The following is a 21511-nucleotide window of genomic DNA, read 5'->3' as shown; positions in this document are numbered from 1 at the left end:
AGCCCTCCCTCGCTTCGCTCGGGAGGACGGGGAAGGGCAGGCTGTCGACCAGTACGGCACCCGTGAGCGAGTGAGCGGAGCGAACGAGCGAACGGTCCGACGACTGAACGGAGCGAAGCGAAGTGAAGGAGGAGTGATTTTGGTCGAGCTTTTGCCGAGGGAGCGCGCCGACGGCGCGCGACCGCAGCGCAAAAGGTCGTCGTTAAAAGCTCGTCTTTAGTCCTCGTACGCCAGGTTCATCATCCACTGCGAGAAGGCGTCGCTGTTGGCGTCGACCTCCTCCTCGCCGATGAACGGCGAGAGCATGTCGCCGGCCATCAGCAGCGAGAAATCGAGGTCGCGGGCGGTCGGCGAGATGAGGTAGGTGTTGTGGCCGTCGTACACCGTCTCCTCGCGCTCGACCAGCCCTTTCTCGACCAGCGACTCGGCGATGCGGCTCCCCTTGCGGGAGTTGACGTCGAGCTCCTTCCAGAACTCGCTCTGGTGGATGCCACCCGTCTCGCGGACGAGTTCGAGCGCCCGCCGCTCGTCCTCGCTCAACTCCTCGTCGGTCGCCGACGCGCTCACGCGGGACACCTCCGGACGGAACTGCTCGGGGCTACCATGTGTCCCCAGTATGTGGTTCCGGCCGGTTTAAATCTGCCCTTCAACCTCGCGGTAGGCGGTCTCGCAGGGCGGCCCGTCGGCGAAGCGGTAGCGCGCCCCGTCCGCACCGATCGCGATCAGCGACGACGAGCGCGTGCCGAAGCCGTCGCCGTGGACGCAGACGCCGTACTCGTGGTCGCCGAGCACGTCCCCGGCGCGGTCGAGCCACGCCGCGGCCGTCTCGCCCGGTTCGGGCGTCAGCGCCGTCCGGACGCGCCGGGCGTTGTCAGCTTGCTCGCCGCCCGCCTCGGGACGGGCATCCGGTACGTCGAACCGGCCGTCCGCGCCGACGTTGACGACGACGTGGACGCCCGGGTCGAGCCGGGAGAACCGGAGGCTCCCGTCCCACTCGAACAGCAGCGCTGCGTCGGCGTCGGCCAGCAGGAGGTTGAACCCGTCGAACTCGTGGTCGCCGGCTTCACGTTCGACGAAGCGGGCGGCGGCCTCGGCCGAACCGTGCCGGAGCGCGTCGCGGACGAGCAGGCCCCGCGAGCGGTCGCCGGCGAGGTCGGCGTCGACCCAGCGGTTCGTCACCGCGACCAGCAGGCCATGTTCGTTGTAGCCGATCCACGTCCCGCCGGCCTCGGCGTCGCGCGGCGCGACGACGCGAGGGTCGTCCTCGATGGCTGCGGGCGGCTCCGAGGGCCGGTCGACCAGCTCGTCGCGGTTCGCCGCGACGGCGACCGGCGCGTCCTCGAACACCCGCCAGGCGAGGGTGAGCGTGCACACGGGACGGGGTACGGCTGGGCGGCGCTTAAAGTTCGGCGACGAACCCCGGATCAGCGCTCGCCGGGGGCCTCGCGCAGGCGCTCGCGGACGGCGGCGCGGTCGACGGTGCCGGAGGCGGTCCGCGGTATCTCGTCGGCGAAGGCGACCGTCTTGGGGTGTTTGAAGCCGGCGAGCCGGCCGGCACAGAACTCCCGGACGGCACGCTTGGAGAGGTCGCCAACGACCAGCGCGGCGACGCGTTCGCCCCACTCGGGGTCGTCGAGGCCGACGACGGCAACGTCCTCGACGGCGGGATGGTCGCGGATCGCGCCGGCGACCTCCCGCGGGTCGACGTTCTCGCCGCCGGTGACGATGCGGTCCTCGCGCCGGCTGTGCATCCACAGGCGGCCGTCCTCGTCGCGGTAGCCCACGTCGCCGGTCCGGAGGCCGCGCTCGCAGAACGCCTCGGCGGTCGTCTCCGGGTCGTCGTAGTACCCCGGCGTCACGGTCGGTCCGCTGACGACGAGTTCGCCGGGTTCGCCGGGCGGGCACGGCTCGCCGGTATCGTCGACCACCGTCACCTCAGTCATCGAGAGGGGCCGGCCGACCGTCCCGACGTGGTCGACGGCCTCCGTGGGGGTCGCCGTGGCTATCTGCGACGCCGCCTCCGTCATCCCGTAGGTGGGACAGACCGGGACGCCGAGGTCGGCACAGCGCTCGATCAGGGCGTCCGGCGCGGGCGCGCCGCCGAGCAGGACAAAGCGGAGCGAGTCGGCCAGCCCCTCGCGCTCGTCGAGCATCCGGCGGAGCATCGTCGGGACGAGCGAGACGGCCGTCGCCCCGCGCTCGGCGATTGCGTCGGCCGTCGCCGCGGCGTCGAACTCGCGCTGGACCACGACGGTCGTCCCGTACGTCGCCGAGCGGACCACCGGCGCGAGGCCGCCCATGTGGTACATCGGGAGCGGGTCGAACCAGCGGTCGTCGGGGACGACGCCGAGCCGGAACGCGGAGCCGGCGGCGTTGGCAAGCAGGTTGCCGACGGTGAGCACCACTGGTTTCGGCCGCCCGCCGGTCCCCGAGGTCGAGAGGATGCAGGCCGGGTCGTCGAGCCCGCGCGCGACGGGGTCGACGGCGTCGGGGTCGACGTCCGCAAGGGCGGCGAGCCGGTCGTCGGTCACGGCCGCGGCGTCCGGCGGCGCGTCGACGGAGGCCACCGGCGTCTCGCCCGCGGCGTCTATGGCCGTCAGTTCGGTGTCGCGCTCGGCGACGAGCAGGTCGAGGTCGACGCGGTCGACCTGCGCGTCGAGTTCGGCGGTGGTCAGCCGGACGTTCAGCGGGACCAGCGTCGCGCCGAGCCTGGCGGTCGCGTGGATCAGCCGGACGAAGGCGAGGCGGGAGTCCATGAGGACGCCGATGTGGTCGCCCGCGCCGACGCCGAGCGCGGCGAGGCGGCCGGCCGTCTCGTCGACCGCCCGGTCGAGTTCGGCGTAGGTGCGCGACTCGCCCGACCCGTGGACCACGACCGCCGTCGTGTCCGGCGCGCTCTCTGCCTGTCTTGTCACCGGGTCTCGAAGCTGCCAGGTCACGCCGACCACGCCCCCGTCGTTCCGTTGCCCGGCAGCTGTGGCACGTGGACCGCCCCGTCGCTCACCGGTGCCGGGTCGGCGGTGAGGTCACGCTCCAGTCGGCCGCCCGTCGCCAGCCCGCAGGGGGCGACCGGCGCGAGCGAGGCCGCGAGGTGGACCGCCGCGGTCCGCGCGACGACGGCGTCTATCGTCGTCGTGACGACCGGCGTGACGCCCGCCGCCCGAGCGCGGAGCGCAGCCTCGCGGGCGCGGTCGACGCCGCCCAGCGCCATCGGCTTGAGTATCAGCGCGTCGGCCGCGTCCGCGTTCAGGACGGCGTCGACGCCGCCCGCGGCGAGGCTCTCGTCGGCGGCCACGCCGACCGGACCGCCGCGGAGCGCGGCCAGCCCGGACAGGTCCTCGGTCGGGAGCGGCTGCTCGACGAACTCGACGCCGAACTCGGCGAACGCGTCGAGCGCCCGCTCCGCAGTCGCGCGGTCCCACGCGCCGTTCGCATCGGCCCGGAGCGAGACCTCTGGACCGACGGCGTCGCGGACGGCCCGGAGCCGCCGGGCGTCGGCGTCGACCGCGCGCGCGCCGACCTTCACCTTCACGCAGTCGACGCCGTCAGCCACGGCGGCCTCGGCGGCCGCTGCGGTCTCGTCCGGCGGCGCGTCGCCGACGGTCGCGTTGACCGGGACCGCGGTGACGGCGTCGTCCCCGCCGAGGTAGCGGTAGAGCGGGAGGCCGGCCTCGCTTGCCCGCAGGTCCGCGAGGGCGAGGGAGAGTCCGTGGCGCGCCGCGGGGCCGTCGACGGCGGCCAGCGCGGCGTCCGGCCCCTCCGGCAGCGCACGGGCGGCGCGGTCGAGCCCGGCGCGGCAGTCGGCGAGCGACTCGGTCCAGCCGGGGAGCGGCGACGCCTCCCCCAGCCCCCGGTTGCCGTCGTCGGCCACCCGGACGAGGACGCCCGTTCGCTCGGCTATCTCCCCCCGCGAAGTTCGCAGGGGGCGGTCGAGCGGCAGCGCGAAGTCGCGGCGGTCCAGTTGCATCACCACACCAGCCCCAGCGCGAACAGCGCCGAATGGGCGGCGAGCAGTTTCCCGGTCCGTTCCAGCGCGGGGTTGAGCGCCTCACCCGATCGCTCCGTGCAGACGGTCCGCGCGACGACGGCGGCGTAGGGGAGCGTCAGCAGCGGCAGCAGGGCTGTCGGCCCGAAGTCGGTCGCGGCGAAGTAGACGGGCACGGCGTAGGCCAGCGCGAGCAGGCCGACGTACTCGACCCGGCTCCAGCGGTAGCCGAGCAGGACTGCAAGCGTCGTCTTGCCCGCCTCGGCGTCCGTCTCCATGTCGCGGACGTTGTTCACGACGATGATCCCCGTCGAGATGGCGGCCACGGGGAGGCTGGCAAGCAGCGCCGTCGTCGTTACCGTCCCGGCTGGTATCGCGACGGTGAGCGGTTCGGCCAGCACCGCGGCAGCCTGCACGTAGTAGGTGCCCGTCACCGCGATCACGCCGAAGAAGACGAACACGAACAGGTCGCCCAGCCCGTGGTAGCCGAGCGGGTACGGCCCGCCGGTGTAGGCGATGCCGCTCGCAACTGACAGCAGGCCGATCGCGAGGATCGGCACGCCGCCGACGTAGACGAGGTAGGTGCCGGACAGCACCGCGAGGCCGAAGGTGAGAAACGCCGCGCGCTTGACCTCCGCGGCGGAGATGAGGCCGGACTGCGTGACGCGGGTGAACCCCTCGCGGTCCTCGGTGTCAGCGCCCTTCGCCGCGTCGTAGTAGTCGTTGGCGAAGTTCGTCCCGACCTGTATCAGCGCCGCGCCGACGAACGCGACCAGCGCCGGCAACGGCGCGAACACGCCGTCCCGGGCGGCCAGCCCGGTCCCGACGATCACCGGCGCGGCCGCCGCGGGGAGGGTCTGTGGCCGGGCGGCCATCAGCCACGCCCGCGTCCGCGAAACGTCCGCGGCGTTGGCGACTTCGGTCATTGTCGGCGCTAGGGCCGGGCCCGCCATATCCCCTGTGGTTGCGGGGCGGTCCGTCGGGGTTCGGTCGCTGCGGCGGGCACTAGCATACGCCGCCTACGGCGGCGTTTCTCCGTCAGAGCGAAGCTCTGACGAGCCCTCACTCACTTCGTTCGTGAGGACCCCGCGAGCGCCCGCGGCGCTCGCGGCCTTTTTCATCGAAGTTTTTGCCGGGAGGGTACCCGCAGCAGGCCGAAGGCCTGTGAGGACACCCGACCGGGAAAAAGTTCGTTTAGTAGTGCCAGGGGAAGTCGTCGAAGTCGGGCTCGCGGTCCTCGACGAACGCGTCGCGGCCCTCCTGGGCCTCGTCGGTCATGTAGCCCAGCCGGGTCGCCTCGCCAGCGAACACCTGCTGGCCGACCATGCCGTCGTCGGCCGCGTTGAAGCCGAACTTCAGCATCCGCATCGCGGTGGGGCTCTTGCTGGCCATCGTATCGGCCCACTCTAGCGCCACGTCCTCCAGTTCGTCGTGAGGGACCGCCTCGTTGGCCATGCCCATCTCGACGGCCTCCTCGGCGTCGTAGTTCTTCCCGAGGAAGAAGATCTCGCGGGCCTTCTTCTGGCCGACCTGCCGGGCGAGGTACGCCGAGCCGAAGCCGGCGTCGAAGCTCGCCACGTCGGGGTCGGTCTGCTTGAACACGGCGTGGTCGGCGCTGGCGAGCGTGAGGTCGCAGACGACGTGGAGGCTGTGGCCGCCGCCGACCGCCCAGCCCGGGACGACGGCGACGACGGGCTTCGGCATGAACCGGATGAGCCGCTGGACTTCGAGGATGTGGAGGCGGCCGGTGTCCGAGGCTCCTTCCTCGTCGCCCTCGTACTGGTAGCCGTCCTCGCCGCGGATCGTCTGGTCGCCGCCCGAGCAGAACGCCCAGCCGCCGTCCTTCGGCGACGGGCCGTTGCCGGTGAGCAGGACGCAGCCCACGTCGGTCTGCCGGCGGGCGTGGTCCAGCGCGTCGTACAGTTCGTCGACCGTGCCGGGGCGGAAGGCGTTGCGCACCGCGGGGCGGTCGAAGGCGATCCGCACCGCGTCCACGTCGACCGCGCGGTGATAGGTGATGTCGTCGAAGTCGAACCGCTCGACCGGCTCCCAGCGCTCGTCGGCCATCAGTTCCGAAACCATCGTTTCCCGGGAGTCGGGCCGGCAGGGAAAAATAGGTTCCCGTCGCGGTCGCCCGCCTCGCTTCGCTCGCCTCACGACCGCGACGGAGTTCGCAAACCCACCGCGTTTGCTCACTCCCGTCGCGGCCGCACGTCGCGACGCCACTCGCGGCCGTGACGACGTTCGTCGGGTCGCGCCCGTCGGATGGCCGGGGCGCTTTTGTCACCGCGGCGGCAACAGGCCGGGAAGCGCCGCATGGCGGAGACGTACTACGACGTGCTCGGGGTCGGGCGCGACGCCTCGCAGGACGAGATCGAGGACGCCTACCGCGAGAAGGTCAAGGAGACCCACCCGGACGTGAGCGACGCGCCCGACGCGAGCGAGCGGTTCCGCGAGGTGACCCGCGCCGAGGAGGTGCTGGGCAATGCCGACGAGCGCGCCCGCTACGACCGCCTCGGCCACGACGCGTACGTCCGCCACATCCACGGCGGCAACGCCGCCGGAACCGAGCAGTCGCCGTGGACGGCCGAGCGCGAGGACGCCGCCGACGCGACGAATTCGGCCGACTCGACGGATTCGAATGGCTCAACGGATCCGAGCGACGCCGCCGAGCAGTGGGCGACCGACGAGGCGACCGGCTTCGGGAGCGACGACGGAACTGCGACCGACCGACGCGAGGACCGGTCGACCGCGGGCGAACGCGGGGCGACCGCCGCCGGCGGCCAGTCGCGCTCCAGCCGCCGCCAGCAGTTCTACCGGGAACGCACGGGCCGGGAGGAGTCGTCGTCCTATGCCGTTCGGGACTGGGGCCAGGCGGCGGCGCGCGAGGACCGGGTCAGGGTGCCGCTCACGCCCGACCGCGTGATGTTCCTCGCCGGCATGCTGTTCCTCTACCCGGTGATGGTCGCCAGCACGTTCCTCCCGGCATTCCCGCTGCTCGCCCGGCTGGTCGTCGGCGGCTGTACGCTGCTGGTCACCGGCTACCTCCTCACCGTCCCGCCGCTCGGCACCGTCCTGTTCGGCGTCTGGAGCGTGCTCGCGCCGCTCGGCGTCGTCGCGCTCTCGGCCGACCCGTTCTCGCTGGCCGCGGTGGCGGCCGTCGGCGGGGCGTGGTCGCTGTTCGCCTTCGCTGTCGGCCTCGAACGGGCGCTCAGCCCGTGATCAGGCCAGGTCAGCGACGACGGCGTCGCGGATCGCCTCGCGCTCGCGGTGGCTCCGCTCGGCGTCGAACGGGACTTCGATCACCTGCGTCCCACCGCTGTCGAGCGACGCCCGGTAGGCCTCGCGGAACGCGTCCCGGTCCCGGGCGCGGACGAACTCCAGCCCGTACAGCTCCGCGGCGGGCGCGAAGTCCAGCCCGTGGGGCGTCTTGAACTGCTCGGTGAACGGGGGATCGAAGGCCTCGACCGGGAGCATGTGGAAGATACCGCCGCCGTCGTTGTTCACGACGACGACCGTGGCGTCGACGCCGCAGCGCCCGACCGCGAGCAGGCCGTTCATGTCGTGGTAGAAGGCGAGGTCGCCCGTCACCAGCACGAGCGGGTCGGCCGTCGCGCTCCCGGCTCCCAGCGCCGTGCTGACGATGCCGTCGATGCCGCTCGCGCCGCGGTTGCCGAGGACGGTCAGGTCGGCCGCCCACGGCGCGCCGAAGCGGTCCAGGTCCCGGACCGGCATGCTGTTCGACACGAACAGCGTCGCGGGGTCGGGTGCGTCCTCGACGACAGTCGCCAGCACGTCGCCCTCGAACCGGCGCTCGCCGCGGGCGTCCGCGACGGTGGCCCAGTGCCGGTCCTCGGCGGCGGTCCAGCGCTCGCGCCAGCCGGCGTCGGCACCGTCGTCGACGCGGTCGGCGAGGGCGTCGAGCAGTCGCCCCGGGTCGGCGACGACGAGGTCCGTCGCCGCGAACTCCGCCTCGCGCCAGCCCCCGGCCGGATCGACGACGAACTGGCGCGGGCCGGTTCGTCGGAGGTACTTCCGCAGGGGCTTGGACGTGGGCGACGCGCCGACTCGCACGACGAGATCCGGGTCCGGCCAGTCGTCGGTCACTGCCGGGTCGACGAAACTGTCGTAGCCGCCGAGCACCGGCGCGTCGTCGACGTGTGGCCCGTACCGCACGCCGGACAGCGGGTCGGCGAGCACCGGGAACCCGGTCGTCTCGGCGAAGTCGGCGACGGTCCCCGGCTCGGGCGCTGCGTCGTCGGCCGGCCCCGCGACGACGAGGCCGCGGTCCGCGTCCGAGACGGCCGCGGCGAGGTCGGCGACGCGGTCGTCGGAGAGCGCCGGCCGGCCGGCAGTCGTCCGGACGTGCGGGCGCTCGGGTGCGGCCGTCCGGCGGTCCTCGTTCTCGGTTCCCTCGGGCGGTTCCAGCCGCTTCCGGAACGGGCAGTTGAGGTGGACCGGGCCGGCGGGCGTCCCGGTCGCCTCGGCGAGCGCGCGGGCCGCCGTCGTCCGGAGCGAGCGGAGGGTGCGGCCCGCCGCTTCCGGTTCTGGCAGTTCGCGGAACCAGCGGACGGCGTCGCCGTACAGCTTCGTCTGGTCGACGGTCTGGTTCGCGCCGCTGTCCCGCAGTTCGGGCGGGCGGTCGGCAGTGAGCAGGAGCAGCGGGACGCGCGCCTGGCTGGCCTCGATGACGGCCGGGTGGAAGTTCGCGGCGGCGGTGCCGGAGGTGCAGACCAGCGGCGTCACCTCGCCCGTCCGGCGAGCGCGCCCCAGCGCGAAGTACGCCGCTGAGCGCTCGTCCAGATGCGAGTAGACCCGCACGTCGTCGTTGCGTGCAAAGGCCATCGTGAGCGGCGTCGACCGGCTCCCGGGCGCGATGCAGACCGCGTCGACCCCGCCGGCGGCGAGTTCGGCGACGAGGGCGTCGGCCCACGCCTCGTTGTGTTCCGCGGCGGTCATCGTTCGAGGGCGTCCAGAACCGGCCGGTACTTCAGCTGGATCTCGTCCCACTCGCGTTCGGGGTCGCTGTCGGCGACGATGCCGGCTCCGGCAAACAGCGTCGCCGCGTCGCCGCGGGCGACGGCCGACCGGATCGCCACCGCGAACGTCCCGTTGCCGGCCGCGTCGAACCAGCCGACCGGCGCGGCGTACCACCCCCGGTCGAACGTCTCGGTCTCGCGGATGGTCCGCAGGGCGCGGTCCGGCGGCAGGCCGCCGACAGCGGGCGTCGGGTGGAGCGCCTCGACCACGTCGAGGACGTGTTCGGCGTCGTCCAGATCCGCCGAGACGGGCGTCCGGAGGTGCTGGACCGTGTCTAACTTCCGGACGGTCCGCGGACCGGTGCGGACGGATGCGGCGAAGGGAGCGATCTGCTCGCGGACCGCCTCGGTGACGATCTCGTGTTCGCGCACGTCCTTCTCGCTGTCCAGCAGTTCCCGGGCGAGCCACTCGTCCTCCTCGGGCGTGTCGCCCCGGCCGGTCGAGCCGGCGAGCGCCTCGGTCTCCAGCCGCCGGCCCGACACCGACGCGAGGCGCTCCGGGGTCGCGCCGAACAGGGTCGACCCGTCGGCCCGACCTGCGTCGCCGGCGTCACCGGGCGCGCGCCCGTCGATGAGAAAGCGGTGGCAGTCCGGGTACGTCGCCCGGAGCGCGGCGAGCGCGTCCGGGACCGAGAGGTCCCGTTCCAGCCGCGTCCCGAGCGCCTGCGCGAGGACGACCTTCGTCAGGTCGCCGCCGTCGATCCGGGCGAGCGCGCCCTCGACCTGCTCGCGCCACTCGTCGCGTCCGGTGGTCGGTCGCCGTTCCGCGACACCCGGTGGTGCCGCCGGCGGGCCGGGGCCGGGGAGGTCCTGCAGGGTTGCCGCGGCTGCGTCGAGTCGGTTATCGACCTCGGACTGGTCGTCCGGTCCGACGGCGTTTACCGTGACCCAGGCGTCGTCGCCGTCGGTCGTGACCTGCACGCGCGGCAGGACGAAGTAAGCGGGCGGAAATCCCTCCCACGGCGGTTCCGGGTCGTGGTCGTCGTGGAAGGCAAACCCCCCGAACAGTCGCGGGCGGGCAGGCGGCGCTGCGCCGTCGTCGAACGAGCCGAACAGGTCGTCGGCCGCCTCGCGGACCGCCGCGAAGCGGTTCTCGTCCGCGACGACCGTGGCGGCCGCGCCACAGCCGGCGACGGTCGGCTCGCCGGGCGCGGCCCAGACGGCTCTCGGGGCGTCGAAGGCGTCGAGAGCTGTCCGGACCGGGACGGCGGGTATCGCCCGGCTCCGCGTTACGAGCGGGGCGTCCGCGGCCGGTCCGCTGCGCTGTGTCTCCATCGCCGAGAAGTTAGGGTTGTCCGCCCTTCAGGCTGTCCCATTCGGGCGGTTCGAGCGCTCAGTCCTGACAGCAGCCGCCGGCTTCCTCGCCGAAGTCGACGGCCAGCGGCTCCGAGATCGCCTCGTTGACCGCTTCGAGGCGCGCGTCGAGCGCGTTCTGGGCGTCGTGGTACTCCGCCATGACGGGGATCTCGTGCAGTTCCTGCTGTGCGCGCTGGACCTCGCGGAGGTCCTCCTGGCTCGCCTCGCCGGTCTGCCGGGCGAGCATGAACTCCTGGCGGATCTCCTCGAACTCCTCTATCTTCGCCTGGGCCTCGTCGGACGCCTCGACGGCCGCTTTCTTCTCCTCGAACTCCCGATACTCGGGCAGGTCGGCGATCGCCTCGCCGAGCTCCCGGCCGAGCGCCTCGACGTCTTCGTCGGCCGTCTCCGCGGCAGCGTCGGTCTCGATGCTCATGCTCGCCGGTTAGGACCCGATCCGTTTGAACCTGCCGGAACACCGGGGTCTCGGCCGGCAACGGTGCCCGATCCTGCTCGACGAGATCGGTTAATATTTCCGAGAAACGGACTCCCATACGACAGTGTGACGTGGTACCGTTACTTCGAGAAAATTGATGCATACGGGGTGATTACGGAGTATATCCCCGCGGTCTCTCGCAGGAGGAGTTTACAATGGATATATACAAATTCAGAAACGTCTGGACGTTCGTCGCTCTCGCCGTCGTGTGGGGGTCGTCGTTTATCGCGATCAAATCGGGGCTCGCGTCGCTCCCGCCGGTGCTGTTCGCCGCGCTGCGGTACGACATCGCCGCGCTGGTGGTGCTCGGGTACGCAGCCATCCGGTCGGAGCGCTGGATCCCCCGTGCCGGCCCCGAACTGCGTCTCGTCGCGACGGGCGGAACGCTGATGGTCGGGCTCCACTTCGCGCTGCTGTTCTCCGGCCAGCAGTACGTCAGCTCCGCGATCGGCGCGATCGTGCTCAGCCTCACACCCGTCGTCACGCCGCCGATCGCCTTCCTGCTGCTGGACGACGAGACGCTGTCGCGGCCCGGGGTCGCCGGCGTCCTGCTCGGCCTCGTCGGCGTCGCGGTCGTCGCGAACCCGACCGGCTCGTCGCTCGACGGCGGGATCCTCGGCGTCGGGCTGCTGTTCCTCTCGGCGCTCTCCTTCGCGCTCGGGTCGGTGCTGACGCGGCGGTTCCGCGTCGGCCTCGGCACCGTGCCGACGCAGGCGTGGATGCTGGCCGTCGGTGCGCTCGTGTTGCACGCCATCAGCGCGGCGACAGGGGAGTCGCTCGCGGCCGCCTCGTGGTCGCCCCGTGTCGTCGCCGGCCTGCTGTATCTCGCCGTCGTTGCCGGGGCCGGTGGGTTCCTGCTCTACTTCGACCTGCTGGAGCGCACCGGGCCGAACGAGGCGAGCCTCGTCAACTACGCCACGCCGGCCGTCGCCGCGGTCGCCGGCTGGGCGGCGCTGGGCGAGACGATCACCGCCTCGACCGTGGCCGGGTTCGCCGTCATCGTCGCCGGGTTCGCGCTGCTGAAGTGGGAGTCGTTGTCCGCGCTCGTGAGCGATTCCGAGCCGACCTCCGACCGTCGGCCGGCGGGTGGCGGCTCCGTCGTCGTGCAGGGGAACGTCTACCTGAAAGACGCCGAATAGGCGACCGCGACCCCGCCGCAGATCGTTCCCGTACCACCGGAACCCCGAAGCGTCGCCGTTAAACGGCCTCGGTGGCTACAACGGTCCAATGAGCCAGGAGTCGGAGTTCTCGGAGGGGGACCTGCGAAACACGGGCATGTCCCTCAAGCACGACCGCGAGTGGGACTACGAACTCGACCGCATCGTCGAGGCCGTAGAGGAGCGCGACGCGAAGAAGGTCGGCCTGCAGTTCCCGGAGGGGCTGAAACGTCGCGGCCCTCGGGTGGCCGACGACATCCGCGAACTCGTCCCCGACGACGTGACCGTGATGCTGTCGGGCCAGCCCTGTTACGGGGCCTGTGACCTCGACACCTTCCTGATGAAGCGGACCGACGTGTTCGTCCACTTCGGCCACTCGCCGATGAAGAACACGGACAAGGTGATCTACGTCCCGCTGTTCTCGAACGTCGACGTGTTCCCCATCATGGAGGAGGCGCTGGAGGAACTGCCGGGCGACGAGGTCGGCCTCGTCACCACCGCCCAGCACATGAACCAGTTCGAGGACATGAAGGCGTGGCTGGAGGAGCGCGGCTACGAGGTCCACACGCGCCGCGGCGACGACCGCCTGACCCACGAGGGACAGGTGCTCGGCTGCAACTACGCCTCCGCCGAGGTCGACGCCGACCAGGTGCTGTACGTCGGCGGCGGGAAGTTCCACCCGCTCGGCCTCGCGATGGAGCACCCCGACAAGAAGGTCGTCATCGGCGACCCCGTCAACAACGTCGTCACGGTGGCCGACACGGAGAAGTTCATGAAGCAGCGCTACGCGTCGGTCCACAAGGCGATGGACGCCGAGAAGTGGGGCGTCATCTTCTGCACGAAGATCGGCCAGGGCCGCTGGGAGCAGGCCCAGGACATTCTGGACGACAACGACAACGCCTACCTCATCACGATGGACGAGGTGACGCCGGACCGCCTGCGCAACTTCGACATGGACGCGTTCGTCAACACCGGCTGTCCGCGGATCACCACCGACGACGGCCCGCAGTTCCACAAGCCGATGCTGACGCCCGGCGAGTACGAGATCGCGGTCGGCAACAAGCCACTGGACGAGCTCTCCTTCGACACGTTCCACGGCACCTGGTAACGGCGCTTCCGCCGACTCCTTACGCCGGGTTCTCGAACACCAGACAGTACGAGTGGTCGAAGCCGTAGCCGTAGCTGCCCTCGCGGTCGGGGTAGCCGTCGCCCTCCCACGCCACGACGACCTCGCCCCGGAACGCGAGCGACTCGGCCGCGCTGTCGGCCAGGTCCCACGCGAGCGTCGTCACCTCGCCGTCGTGGCGCATGTTCACCACCTCGATCACGAGGTGGCCGCCCGGCGCGAGCACGTCGGCGACGTTGGCGAACGCGGTCGCGGCGTCGTCGAGGTACTCCGCGTACGTACTCTCGCCGGCGTAGTTCTCGAAGGGGTTGCGCTCCATCCCCTCGACACAGAACGGCGGCGAGGTGAAGGCGAGTTCGCAGGCCGGGAACGCGTCGGCGTCCAGTTCGAGGACATCGGCGTTGCGCACCTCGCCCCCGTCCAGTTTGTCGCGGACGTACTCGACGCGGTCGGGTTCGTACTCGATGCCGTAGGGAACGCGGTCAAGGCGTTCGGCGGTCCGGAGCGTCGTCCCGAATCCGGCGAAGGGGTCGAAGACGCGGTCGCCGGGGTCGGTGTACTCGCGGAGAAAATGCTCCACGAGCGCATCCGGGGTTCGGATCTCGTCGTGGCCCTGGGGCATCTCGTGGCGGTGGTCGTACTCGAACGAGAGTACCGTCTCCATGGCCTCGGATCCGGGAACCCACGTCAAGTGCTTTCTCCCGGTATGAGAGACAGAACCACGCGGCCCGTCTTTCCACGCGGCCAGCGCGAGCGCGCGGCGCTCCGACGCGCCGCGTGCGAGCGTCCGGGGAAGGGCAGGCACTCGAAGCGTGCGCCAGCGACCGCTGGCGCTCGCGCAGACTAGCGGTACCTGGAACGAGCGCCCGTGGCGCTCGTTGGCGGACATAGAAAGGGCGACGCGGCGGACGCCAGTCCGCCGCGAGGGCTTTCTGCCAAAGAATGATAGTAGTGGCCTCAGTATGCCTCCGATAATGGTTGAAAGTAAGGAAACCGACAACCGTCTCTTCGAGTGGTACCGGACCTACATCGGGGAGCCGGACGCCCGCACGGACGTCTACCTCGGGTTCGGGCTGTTCTTCGGTGGGATCGCGCTGGGGGTCATCGCACTGGTACTGTTCCTCTGGGGGAGCGCCGCGGAGCCGCGAACGGCCGCCTACTTCGCGCGGATGGGACCGGCCTACACGCTCGGCATGCTGTCGCTGCCGGCGGCGATGATCGGCATCGTCGTGTTGCTGCCGGTCGAGCAGCGGGCGCAGTACGCCGCCGCGGTCGGCGGCGCGATCAACCTCGCCGCAGTGGTCGGCTTCAACGCCGTGTACCCCGACGACTGGAACGGCTACGGCGCGGACTACACGCTGGAGGTCGTCGCCGCGTACGCCACCGGCCTGACCGTCGTCGTCGGCGCGACCGGCGCGGCGCTGGTCGCCCACCAGCTCGCGCGGGTCCAGCCCCAGCCCGGCGACATCGAGCCGGTCGAGGACGAGGACGACGACGGCGAGGCGATCTCCGACGAGCAGATCGAGTCCGACATCGAGAGCGCGATGGAGGACGTGGAGCTGTCGTGGGGCGGCGTCGAGAAACACGAGGGCCGGAAGATCTCGGTCAACACCGACGCCGACATCGACGTGTCCGGGATGGACGTAGACGCCGAGACCTCGCGGTCGACCGGCGTCGACTCGCAGGTCCAGGGGCTCCGGCAGATGAAAGGCGGCGAGAAGAAAACCGCAACGTCGGAATCTACTGTCGACGACCAGACGGCGAAGTTGAACGAACTCCGACAGCAAAAGCGGGAGGACGACGAAGCGTCGAGTTCCGACGACGGCGGCCTGCCGGGGCTGCTCTCCCGGCTCCGTAGCAAGCTCGGATTGAGCTAATATATAAAATAGATAGATATATTCGATTATTTAGATAGGTGCGGTTTTCGGCGCTCGAATAAATTATAGGAGTCGATTTCTTGAGTTTTTTCACATAGATTTATTATCGGGGGGTGGACTTGTATCACCCATGGCCAAAGGCCTAGACGTCGGCACGATGAACATCCTGTCGGCCCAGCAGGACGGCAGCGACACGGTGTTCGTACAGCAGCGCAACTCCTTCGTCGAGATCGAGTACTCCGATATGGCGGAGCAGATGCTCTCCCGGAGCGAAGTCCTCCACATCCGGAAGGACGATACGGTGTACGTCGTGGGCGACGACGCCCTGAACTTCGCCAACATCTTCAACCGCGAGACGCGCCGCCCGATGAAACACGGGATCCTCTCCAGCGACGAGCAGTCCGCGATCCCGATGATGAAGCTCATCATCGAGCAGGTCGTCGGCGAGCCCGACCGCCCGAACGAGAAGCTCTACTTCTCGACGCCGGCCGACCCGATCGACTCGGACCTCTCGACGCTGTATCACCAGAAGACGATCGAGTCGTTCCTCGACGACATGGGGTACGACGCCGAGCCGATCAACGAGGGGATGGCAGTCGTCTACTCCGAACTCGCGGACAACAACTTCACCGGCCTCGGCATCTCCTTCGGCGCGGGCATGACGAACGTCTGCCTGTCGTACTACGCGGTGCCCGTGATGAAGTTCTCCGTCGCCCGCGGCGGCGACTGGGTCGACGAGCAGGCCGCGCAGGCGACCGGCACGCCCGTCGACAAGGTCACCTCCATCAAGGAGGAGGACTTCGAACTCGACTTCACCACCGACGTGGGCGGAGTCGAGGGCGCGCTGTCGATCTACTACGAGAACCTGCTCGACTACGTCATCGAGCGCGTCGTCCAGGAGGTCGACGAGGAGGACGTCGAGGAGGGGCTCGACGTGCCCGTCGTCGTCACCGGCGGCACCTCCAGCCCCGACGGGTTCGAGGAGCTGTTCCGTGACCATCTCGAGGACGCGAACATCCCGTTCTCGATCAGCGGCGTGACCCACGCCAGCGAGCCGCTGTACAGCGTCGCGCGTGGCGGCCTAGTCGCCGCGCGGTCGGACGAGGAAGACCCCGACGCGGGCGGCGCGGCGGACGACGCGGAGGCCGAAGCGGCCGCCGCCGACGAGTAACCGGGGTCGAAGCGCAACTCACTCGGCGTTCTTTTCGTTGAACCTGCGGAACGCGTCCTGCCAGGACTCGACTTCGACGGGTTCGCTCTCGTGTTCGACCGAGACGCCGACGTAGCCACACCGCTCGCACACCTGCGCGTCGTGGCCCTCCAGCGTGTACCGCTCCACCTCGGCGTCACACCGTGGACAGTCCATAGTTGTCGTTGCGGCCGTCGGTCACTAATAACCTCGTTTTCAACGGTCTGTCGGCGTAAATTGACCGTGCGGAGGTTGTTCGGCGCGTCCGGGAGCGATCCGGGGGACTATTAATTACCAATAGTTATCAGCAAAGCTTTTTGTATACGCAGTAGATATGGGTTGATACCATGAGTACGACGCCGACGCCGAACGTGGAACACGCCGTCGAGAGCTGTCAGCGGACGAACGTCGAACCCGTGAGCATCCCCGCGGACACGCTCGACTCGACCGCGCCCGAGTACCTGCGCGACCTCAAGCGCGAACTGAGCGAGGAGGGGCTTCACCCCGCCGACCTGCGTATCGAGGCCTGCTTCGACGAGGACTGCTCGCTCGCGACTCAAGAGGAGATCGACCGCGTTCGCGGCTACGTCCGCGCCGCCGCCTTCCTCGGAGCCGCCCGCATCACGGTCGATTTCGACGAGGTGGCCGACGAGCGGAAGGTCCGGCCTGCGCTCGAAGCGTGTGCCGAGCGCGCCCGCCGCGACGGCGTGACGCTGTCAGTCGACGGCCCGATCGCGCTGTGAGCACCCGGAGCGCGCTCTCCCGCCAGCTCGGCGTCGTCACGGGGTTCGACGATCCGGACGCCGCCCTCGAACAGTACCCCACGCCGCCGGATCTCGCCGCCTCCATTATCCACGTCGCCGACCTCCGCGGCGACGTGGAGGGCCGAACCGTCGTCGATCTGGGGACCGGGACGGGGATGCTCGCACTCGCCGCCGCGCTCCGCGGTCCCGAGCGCGTCGTCGGCATCGACCTCGACCCGTCGCCGCTCCGGACGGCGCGGGACAACGAGCGCAAGGTCGCCGCCTCCGCCGACGTGGGGTGGGTGCAGGGCGACGCCACCGACCAGCCGCTGTCGGTCGACGGCGTCACCGTCGTGATGAACCCGCCGTTCGGCGCGCAGGACGGCAACGAGCACGCCGACCGCGCGTTCCTCGAAGCCGCCGCCGGGATCGCCGCCGTCTCCTACTCCGTCCACAACGCGGGCAGCCGCGAGTTCGTCGAGTCGTTCGCCGCCGACGCCGGCGGCGAGGTGACGGAGGCGTTCGCGGCGGAGCTGGCACTCGACCGGCAGTTCGACCACCACGACGCCGACCGCGAGACGATCGACGCCGAGGTCTTCCGGATCGACTGGACCGCGCAGTAGGTGGTTGTCGGGTCCCCGTTCGGCGTGGGTTTCTAAACGTCGAGCTCCCACCGCTGGTCCGTGCGCCGGTCCAGCGCGTCGCTCGCGCGCTCGGCGATGCGATACGTGCGTCGCTCCGCGACCACTGCGCCCGTCCGCGCCAGATGTTCGAGGTGGGCGTACGCCTCCCCCGGTCCGTGGAGGATGTGGATGCCGGATAGCTCCCCGAACAGCTCGGCGCTGACCGCCCACGGGTCGAGCGGCCCGGACTCGTCGAGCGCAGTGAGGACGCGCCACGCGCGCTCCTCGTGATGCCGGGCGATGTGTTCGGCGCGGGCAGTCGGGTCGTCGATCGGGTCGCGGTGTCCGGGCCAGGCCCGCGAGTACCCCGCGTCCGCGATACGACGGAGGGCACGGAGGTATTTCTCCAGCGGTTTCCGCACCCGGACGTCGGCCCCGCCGACGTTCGGCGTGTACTCGGGAAGCAGCGCATCCCCCGTGAACACGACGTCGGATCCGTCGAGCGTCGTCTCGAACATACACAGTCCTGCGGCGTGGCCCGACGTGTGGACGACGCGCAGGTCGCGCCCGTTGACAGTGAAGGTATCGCCGTCGGACATCGGGGTAACCTCCGGCGCGTCGAGCGTCGTGGGGTCGACCATCCGGTCCCGGAGTTCCGCCCGTTTCGGCTCCGGGATCCCCCACTCCTCGAAGTAACGTTCCTGCGCGTCGTGGAAGGCAGCCCACGCGTCGTCGTCGCCGCCGACCAGCGGGGCGTCCTCGGCGTGGACGAACACGTCAGCGCCGCTCGCCGCCTGGATCTCCCCGGCCAGTCCGGTGTGGTCGTGGTGCCAGTGAGTCAGCAAGATCCGGTCGATGTCCGCGACCGACACCCCGTGGCTGTCGAGCGCGTCCGTTAGCTGTGTCCGCGTCGCCTCCATCCAGTCGCCGGTGTCGAGCAGGACCGTTTCCGGTCCGTCGTCGAAGAGATAGGCGTTGTTGTTCCCCTCGAACGCCGAGTTCGACAACATGATGCGTTCCATTCCGGATACTACCCGAACGTCGTCCTTCGAGAGTATCACTGTTCCGGCGGCGGCTCCCGGCGTCCGACTGCCTACCGGAACCCCTCGCGTTCAGCGACCCGGACGCGGGTGCCGTTCGCCACCGCGAACAGCGCGTCGTCGTCGCGGGCGAACGCCACGCCGGCGACCGTCACCGACCCGTTGGCCGAGGGCATCGGCTCCCTGGCGAGCAGGCGGTCCCCCTCCGTCACCCGCAGGGCGAACCCGCCCCGCTCGGTGGCGACGACGCTGACATTCGTCCCGCCGACGCGTGGCTCCGCATTCGCCGGCGATGAGTTGAACACGTGTTCGGGGGCCGCCCCGTCGGCCCGGAGCCAGACGTTGTACGCCGTCCCGCCGCCGACGGCCGACCAGCCGACCCGGCGCGCGTCGACCGTCGAGTCCCAGCCGACGCCGCCGAGGCGGATCCGCTCGAACCCGTCGTAGGCGAGCGCCTGTTTCGACGCCGCCTGCGTCCAGATGTGCCGGTCGTCGTTGACGACGATCACCCCGCTCGTCGTCACGTTCGTCGACTCGCCGAACAGCGACACGTCGACCGCCGGGATCATCCGGTTGCGCACGTCCTCGGCGTACGTGACGGTGTACCCGTTCACCGTCACCGCGTCCTCGGTCGGCGTCGCACCGTCGTCCACGGTCATCGCGTTCGTCGGGACCGCCGGCCCGGCGAGCGCCGCCAGCGAGACCAGCAACACGGCCGCCGCAACGCGCCTGCGCGACAGGTCGCTGCCGGATCGCGGGAGCGGCCGCTCCGAGGCGGTGACTGCGACGGTGACGATGACCGCCAGCCCCGCGACCAGCGCCAGCCCGAGCGCCTGATAGAGGACGTACTCCCCGTTCCCGCGGAACCAGTACACCGCCCACAGCCCCTGTGGAACCGAGAACGCGACGACGGCAGCCCAGAGCCGCGTGGGACTCGGACTCCGGTCGCGCCGCCGCGCCACCGCGACCCCGATCAGGATGCCGATCAGCAGGCCGAGCGCGTGCCCCTGGATCGCGATCTGCGCCCACCAGGGGGCCGAGGGCCCGCTCGCGGAGACGCTCCCCGTCAGCACGGGGTCAAGCAGCGCCCGGTACGTGCGCTGGAGCACCGCCTGCCCCCCGAGGGCCGCCACCACCGTCGTCAGCGGGTAGTGGACCAGCGCGAAGCCGGCGAAGGCAAACACCACGCCCGAAAAACCGATCACGGGCCCCAGCGCGAACGCGCCGGTGAGCAGGCCGACGGCGACGACCGCCGCGGGGAAGACGACGAACGCGCGGACGTACGGGTTCGTCCGGAGCGACGAGAACGACGCCGCGCCGCGCTCGCTGGGGTAGTGGCCCCACGCGTACTCGACGATCGGCGCGAGGACGAGCGTCCCGGCGAGGTTGCCGAGCAGGTGCCCCGGCCCGCCGTGGGAGAACGGGGCCGTGACGACCCCGAGCGGGTAGAGGTACGACCAGGCGCGGAACGGCAGCGTGACGGGGTTGTTCCAGTGGTCGACGCCGCCCTGCACGAGCAGATACACCGCGAGCACGAACGCGACCGAGACGAGAGTTCCCCACGGGACGCCGAGTAGCAGTCGGGACCGCAACCGGTCGTGCAACTGCCGGCGGCGACCGTCGGTGAACCAGGCGACGGCGGCCGACGCGACCAGTGCCCCGACGACCACGGCGACCCAGGGGGACGACATATCGGGCGACAGGCACCCGTGCGACATATGCCTGCTGTTCGCGGGCGGGGTTCGTAAGCTACAAACGGCGCTCGGCAGTACCGTACCCCATGGAACTCCGCGTTATCGACAACACCGAGGGCGAACTCTCCATCGAGATCGGTGGAGAGGACCACACGTTCATGAACGTCCTCAAGGGCGCGCTGCTGGAGACCGACGGCGTCTCCGCCGCGACCTACGACGTCAACCCCGAGCAGTCCGGCGGCCAGACCGAGCCGATCCTCACCGTCAAGACCGAGGACGGCACCGAACCGCTCGACGCGCTGGAGCAGGCGACCGAGCGCGTCACCGAGAAGACGACCTCCTTCCGCGACGCGTTCGAGGCCGCGGCCTAACACGCCGTCACGGTCACGTACACCGCCCCGTCCGGCGCGACGTGGACGTCGACGCCCACCGCCTCGCGGTCGGCGTCGAGCAGCCCCTCGCCGTCGGACCGCATCGTGAAGTCCATCACGACCGTCGCCGCGAGTTCGTCCTCGCTCCCGTACGTTTCGAGCGGCCGCTCGTCGTTCCGAGCCGGGATCACGCCCGACTGCGTCACCGGCTCGCGGCTGCAGTCGTACCCGACCTGCCGGTAGCTCTCGCTCGGCCGTTCGGCCTCGTAGTCGCCGTAGCGCTGGCCGACCCGGAGCTTGTTGTAGCGCTCGGCGACCGCGTCGAGGTCCCCGCCGCTCCGGAGGTCGCCGACGCCGTCCTCGGCGCGGCGCTCGTTGATGCCGTCAGCGATCCCCGACTCGACCGCCGTCAGGTCGAACCCGTCAGCCGACTCCGCATCGCCGGGCACGTCGGCGAGGTCGGGGCCGCCGAGGCCGGGCACCGGGATCACGCCCGCCGCGACCAGCGCGACGACGGCGACCAGCGCGACGCCCGCCGCGACGTACTCCTTGCCCACGTCGAGGTAGCTGGCGCTCCGTAGCTCCGACTCGTCGAACTCCTGGACCTCCTTCCGGAGCTGCATGTGGCCACAGCGGCTACACGGCGGCGAGTTCTTCGGGTGGTTGCGGCCGCACTCCTCGCAGACCCAGACCAGCATCGAGTTCTCGTCGTCGGTTTCGGGGACCTGCACGACCGCCTCCTCGAACTTCCCGTGGCCGCACTCGTCGCAGGGCGGGTCGTTCTCCTCGTGAGGTTTCCCGCACCACTCGCAGCGCCACTCCATTCTGGTTACCAGTTCGGCGACGCGGAGAAAAAGCTGCCGGCGGGCGGTCGG

22 protein-coding genes are annotated in these 21511 nt (G+C 70.6%); 8 read left to right on the top strand and 14 right to left on the bottom strand.

Annotation, left to right across the window (positions count from 1 at the left end):
- Positions 1-216: 216 nt before the first annotated feature.
- The 6 genes from D8896_RS18290 to D8896_RS18265 all read right to left on the bottom strand — a co-directional run bounded on the left by D8896_RS18290 (position 217) and on the right by D8896_RS18265 (position 6067).
- Entirely contained in the window at positions 217-567 is a 351-nt protein-coding gene (locus D8896_RS18290) for a helix-turn-helix transcriptional regulator (protein ID WP_121823549.1), read from the bottom strand.
- Between the two features lie 66 nt (positions 568-633).
- Entirely contained in the window at positions 634-1374 is a 741-nt protein-coding gene (locus tag D8896_RS18285) for an NRDE family protein (RefSeq protein ID WP_121823548.1), read from the bottom strand.
- 50 nt (positions 1375-1424) lie between these two features.
- Positions 1425-2915, bottom strand: coding sequence for an o-succinylbenzoate--CoA ligase (gene menE / locus D8896_RS18280; protein ID WP_240452091.1), 1491 nt, complete (start codon positions 2913-2915; stop codon positions 1425-1427).
- Positions 2916-2935: 20 nt separating this feature from the next.
- Positions 2936-3967 carry a mandelate racemase/muconate lactonizing enzyme family protein gene (locus tag D8896_RS18275; RefSeq protein ID WP_121823547.1) on the bottom strand — a complete coding sequence of 344 codons (1032 nt, stop codon included), beginning with the start codon at positions 3965-3967 and terminating at the stop codon, positions 2936-2938.
- Positions 3967-4911, bottom strand: coding sequence for a 1,4-dihydroxy-2-naphthoate polyprenyltransferase (locus D8896_RS18270; protein WP_121823546.1), 945 nt, complete (start codon positions 4909-4911; stop codon positions 3967-3969). Before D8896_RS18270 ends, D8896_RS18275 begins: the two co-directional genes overlap by 1 nt.
- Positions 4912-5179: 268 nt before the next feature.
- A complete protein-coding gene (locus D8896_RS18265) occupies positions 5180-6067 on the bottom strand; it encodes a 1,4-dihydroxy-2-naphthoyl-CoA synthase (protein ID WP_121823545.1) in 888 nt (295 codons plus the stop codon).
- A gap of 183 nt (positions 6068-6250) precedes the next feature.
- Between D8896_RS18265 and D8896_RS18260 the strand changes: the two genes are divergently transcribed.
- Positions 6251-7207, top strand: a complete 957-nt coding sequence (locus tag D8896_RS18260; protein WP_121823544.1) for a DnaJ domain-containing protein — start codon at positions 6251-6253, stop codon at positions 7205-7207.
- Here D8896_RS18260 and menD read toward each other — a convergent pair whose 3' ends face one another.
- Genes menD through D8896_RS18245 form a run of 3 tightly spaced genes read right to left on the bottom strand, consistent with a single transcriptional unit; the run spans position 7208 to position 10756 of the window.
- Positions 7208-8944, bottom strand: a complete 1737-nt coding sequence (gene menD / locus D8896_RS18255; RefSeq protein WP_121823543.1) for a 2-succinyl-5-enolpyruvyl-6-hydroxy-3-cyclohexene-1-carboxylic-acid synthase — start codon at positions 8942-8944, stop codon at positions 7208-7210.
- Positions 8941-10299: an isochorismate synthase gene (locus D8896_RS18250; protein WP_121823542.1), complete on the bottom strand. Its 1359-nt coding sequence runs from the start codon at positions 10297-10299 to the stop codon at positions 8941-8943. Before D8896_RS18250 ends, menD begins: the two co-directional genes overlap by 4 nt.
- Positions 10300-10357: 58 nt before the next feature.
- On the bottom strand, positions 10358-10756 hold the full coding sequence (locus D8896_RS18245) for a YlbF family regulator (protein WP_121823541.1): 399 nt from the start codon (positions 10754-10756) through the stop codon (positions 10358-10360).
- A 215-nt stretch (positions 10757-10971) separates the two neighbouring features.
- Here D8896_RS18245 and D8896_RS18240 point away from each other — a divergent pair, with 215 nt between their 5' ends.
- Both D8896_RS18240 and dph2 read left to right on the top strand, forming a co-directional pair.
- Positions 10972-11955 carry a DMT family transporter gene (locus D8896_RS18240; RefSeq protein ID WP_121823540.1) on the top strand — a complete coding sequence of 328 codons (984 nt, stop codon included), beginning with the start codon at positions 10972-10974 and terminating at the stop codon, positions 11953-11955.
- A gap of 88 nt (positions 11956-12043) precedes the next feature.
- Positions 12044-13081, top strand: a complete 1038-nt coding sequence (dph2, locus tag D8896_RS18235) for a diphthamide biosynthesis enzyme Dph2 (RefSeq protein WP_121823539.1) — start codon at positions 12044-12046, stop codon at positions 13079-13081.
- Between the two features lie 19 nt (positions 13082-13100).
- On the opposite strand, the gene D8896_RS18230 is transcribed toward dph2, so the two are convergent.
- Positions 13101-13988 carry a DNA methyltransferase gene (locus D8896_RS18230; RefSeq protein WP_121823538.1) on the bottom strand — a complete coding sequence of 296 codons (888 nt, stop codon included), beginning with the start codon at positions 13986-13988 and terminating at the stop codon, positions 13101-13103.
- 85 nt (positions 13989-14073) lie between these two features.
- Here D8896_RS18230 and D8896_RS18225 point away from each other — a divergent pair, with 85 nt between their 5' ends.
- Positions 14074-14976, top strand: a complete 903-nt coding sequence (locus D8896_RS18225; protein WP_121823537.1) for a DUF7139 domain-containing protein — start codon at positions 14074-14076, stop codon at positions 14974-14976.
- Positions 14977-15106: 130 nt separating this feature from the next.
- Complete coding sequence (locus D8896_RS18220) at positions 15107-16147, top strand: disk-shape morphogenesis protein volactin (RefSeq protein WP_121823536.1); 1041 nt, start codon at positions 15107-15109, stop codon at positions 16145-16147.
- Between the two features lie 18 nt (positions 16148-16165).
- On the opposite strand, the gene D8896_RS19670 is transcribed toward D8896_RS18220, so the two are convergent.
- A complete protein-coding gene (locus tag D8896_RS19670; protein WP_162991647.1) occupies positions 16166-16342 on the bottom strand; it encodes a hypothetical protein in 177 nt (58 codons plus the stop codon).
- A gap of 170 nt (positions 16343-16512) precedes the next feature.
- Between D8896_RS19670 and D8896_RS18215 the strand changes: the two genes are divergently transcribed.
- Positions 16513-16908 (top strand): hypothetical protein, encoded by a 396-nt coding sequence (locus D8896_RS18215; protein WP_121823535.1) that lies wholly within the window; start codon positions 16513-16515, stop codon positions 16906-16908.
- Positions 16905-17531, top strand: a complete 627-nt coding sequence (locus D8896_RS18210) for an METTL5 family protein (RefSeq protein WP_121823534.1) — start codon at positions 16905-16907, stop codon at positions 17529-17531. Before D8896_RS18215 ends, D8896_RS18210 begins: the two co-directional genes overlap by 4 nt.
- Before the next feature lie 32 nt (positions 17532-17563).
- Here D8896_RS18210 and D8896_RS18205 read toward each other — a convergent pair whose 3' ends face one another.
- Positions 17564-18553, bottom strand: a complete 990-nt coding sequence (locus D8896_RS18205) for an MBL fold metallo-hydrolase (RefSeq protein ID WP_121823533.1) — start codon at positions 18551-18553, stop codon at positions 17564-17566.
- Positions 18554-18624: 71 nt separating this feature from the next.
- Positions 18625-20262 carry a rhomboid family intramembrane serine protease gene (locus D8896_RS18200; protein WP_121823532.1) on the bottom strand — a complete coding sequence of 546 codons (1638 nt, stop codon included), beginning with the start codon at positions 20260-20262 and terminating at the stop codon, positions 18625-18627.
- Between the two features lie 89 nt (positions 20263-20351).
- On the opposite strand from D8896_RS18200, the gene D8896_RS18195 reads away from it, so the two are divergent.
- Positions 20352-20636 (top strand): DNA-directed RNA polymerase subunit L, encoded by a 285-nt coding sequence (locus D8896_RS18195; protein WP_121823531.1) that lies wholly within the window; start codon positions 20352-20354, stop codon positions 20634-20636.
- Here the strand turns inward: D8896_RS18195 and D8896_RS18190 are convergent.
- Positions 20633-21460: a hypothetical protein gene (locus D8896_RS18190; RefSeq protein WP_121823530.1), complete on the bottom strand. Its 828-nt coding sequence runs from the start codon at positions 21458-21460 to the stop codon at positions 20633-20635. The genes D8896_RS18195 and D8896_RS18190 overlap by 4 nt on opposite strands.
- Positions 21461-21511: the final 51 nt, after the last annotated feature.

This window comes from Halostella salina (genome assembly GCF_003675855.1).
Taxonomy (GTDB): domain Archaea; phylum Halobacteriota; class Halobacteria; order Halobacteriales; family Natronoarchaeaceae; genus Halostella; species Halostella salina.
This window is presented reverse-complemented; position numbering and strand designations above follow the sequence as displayed.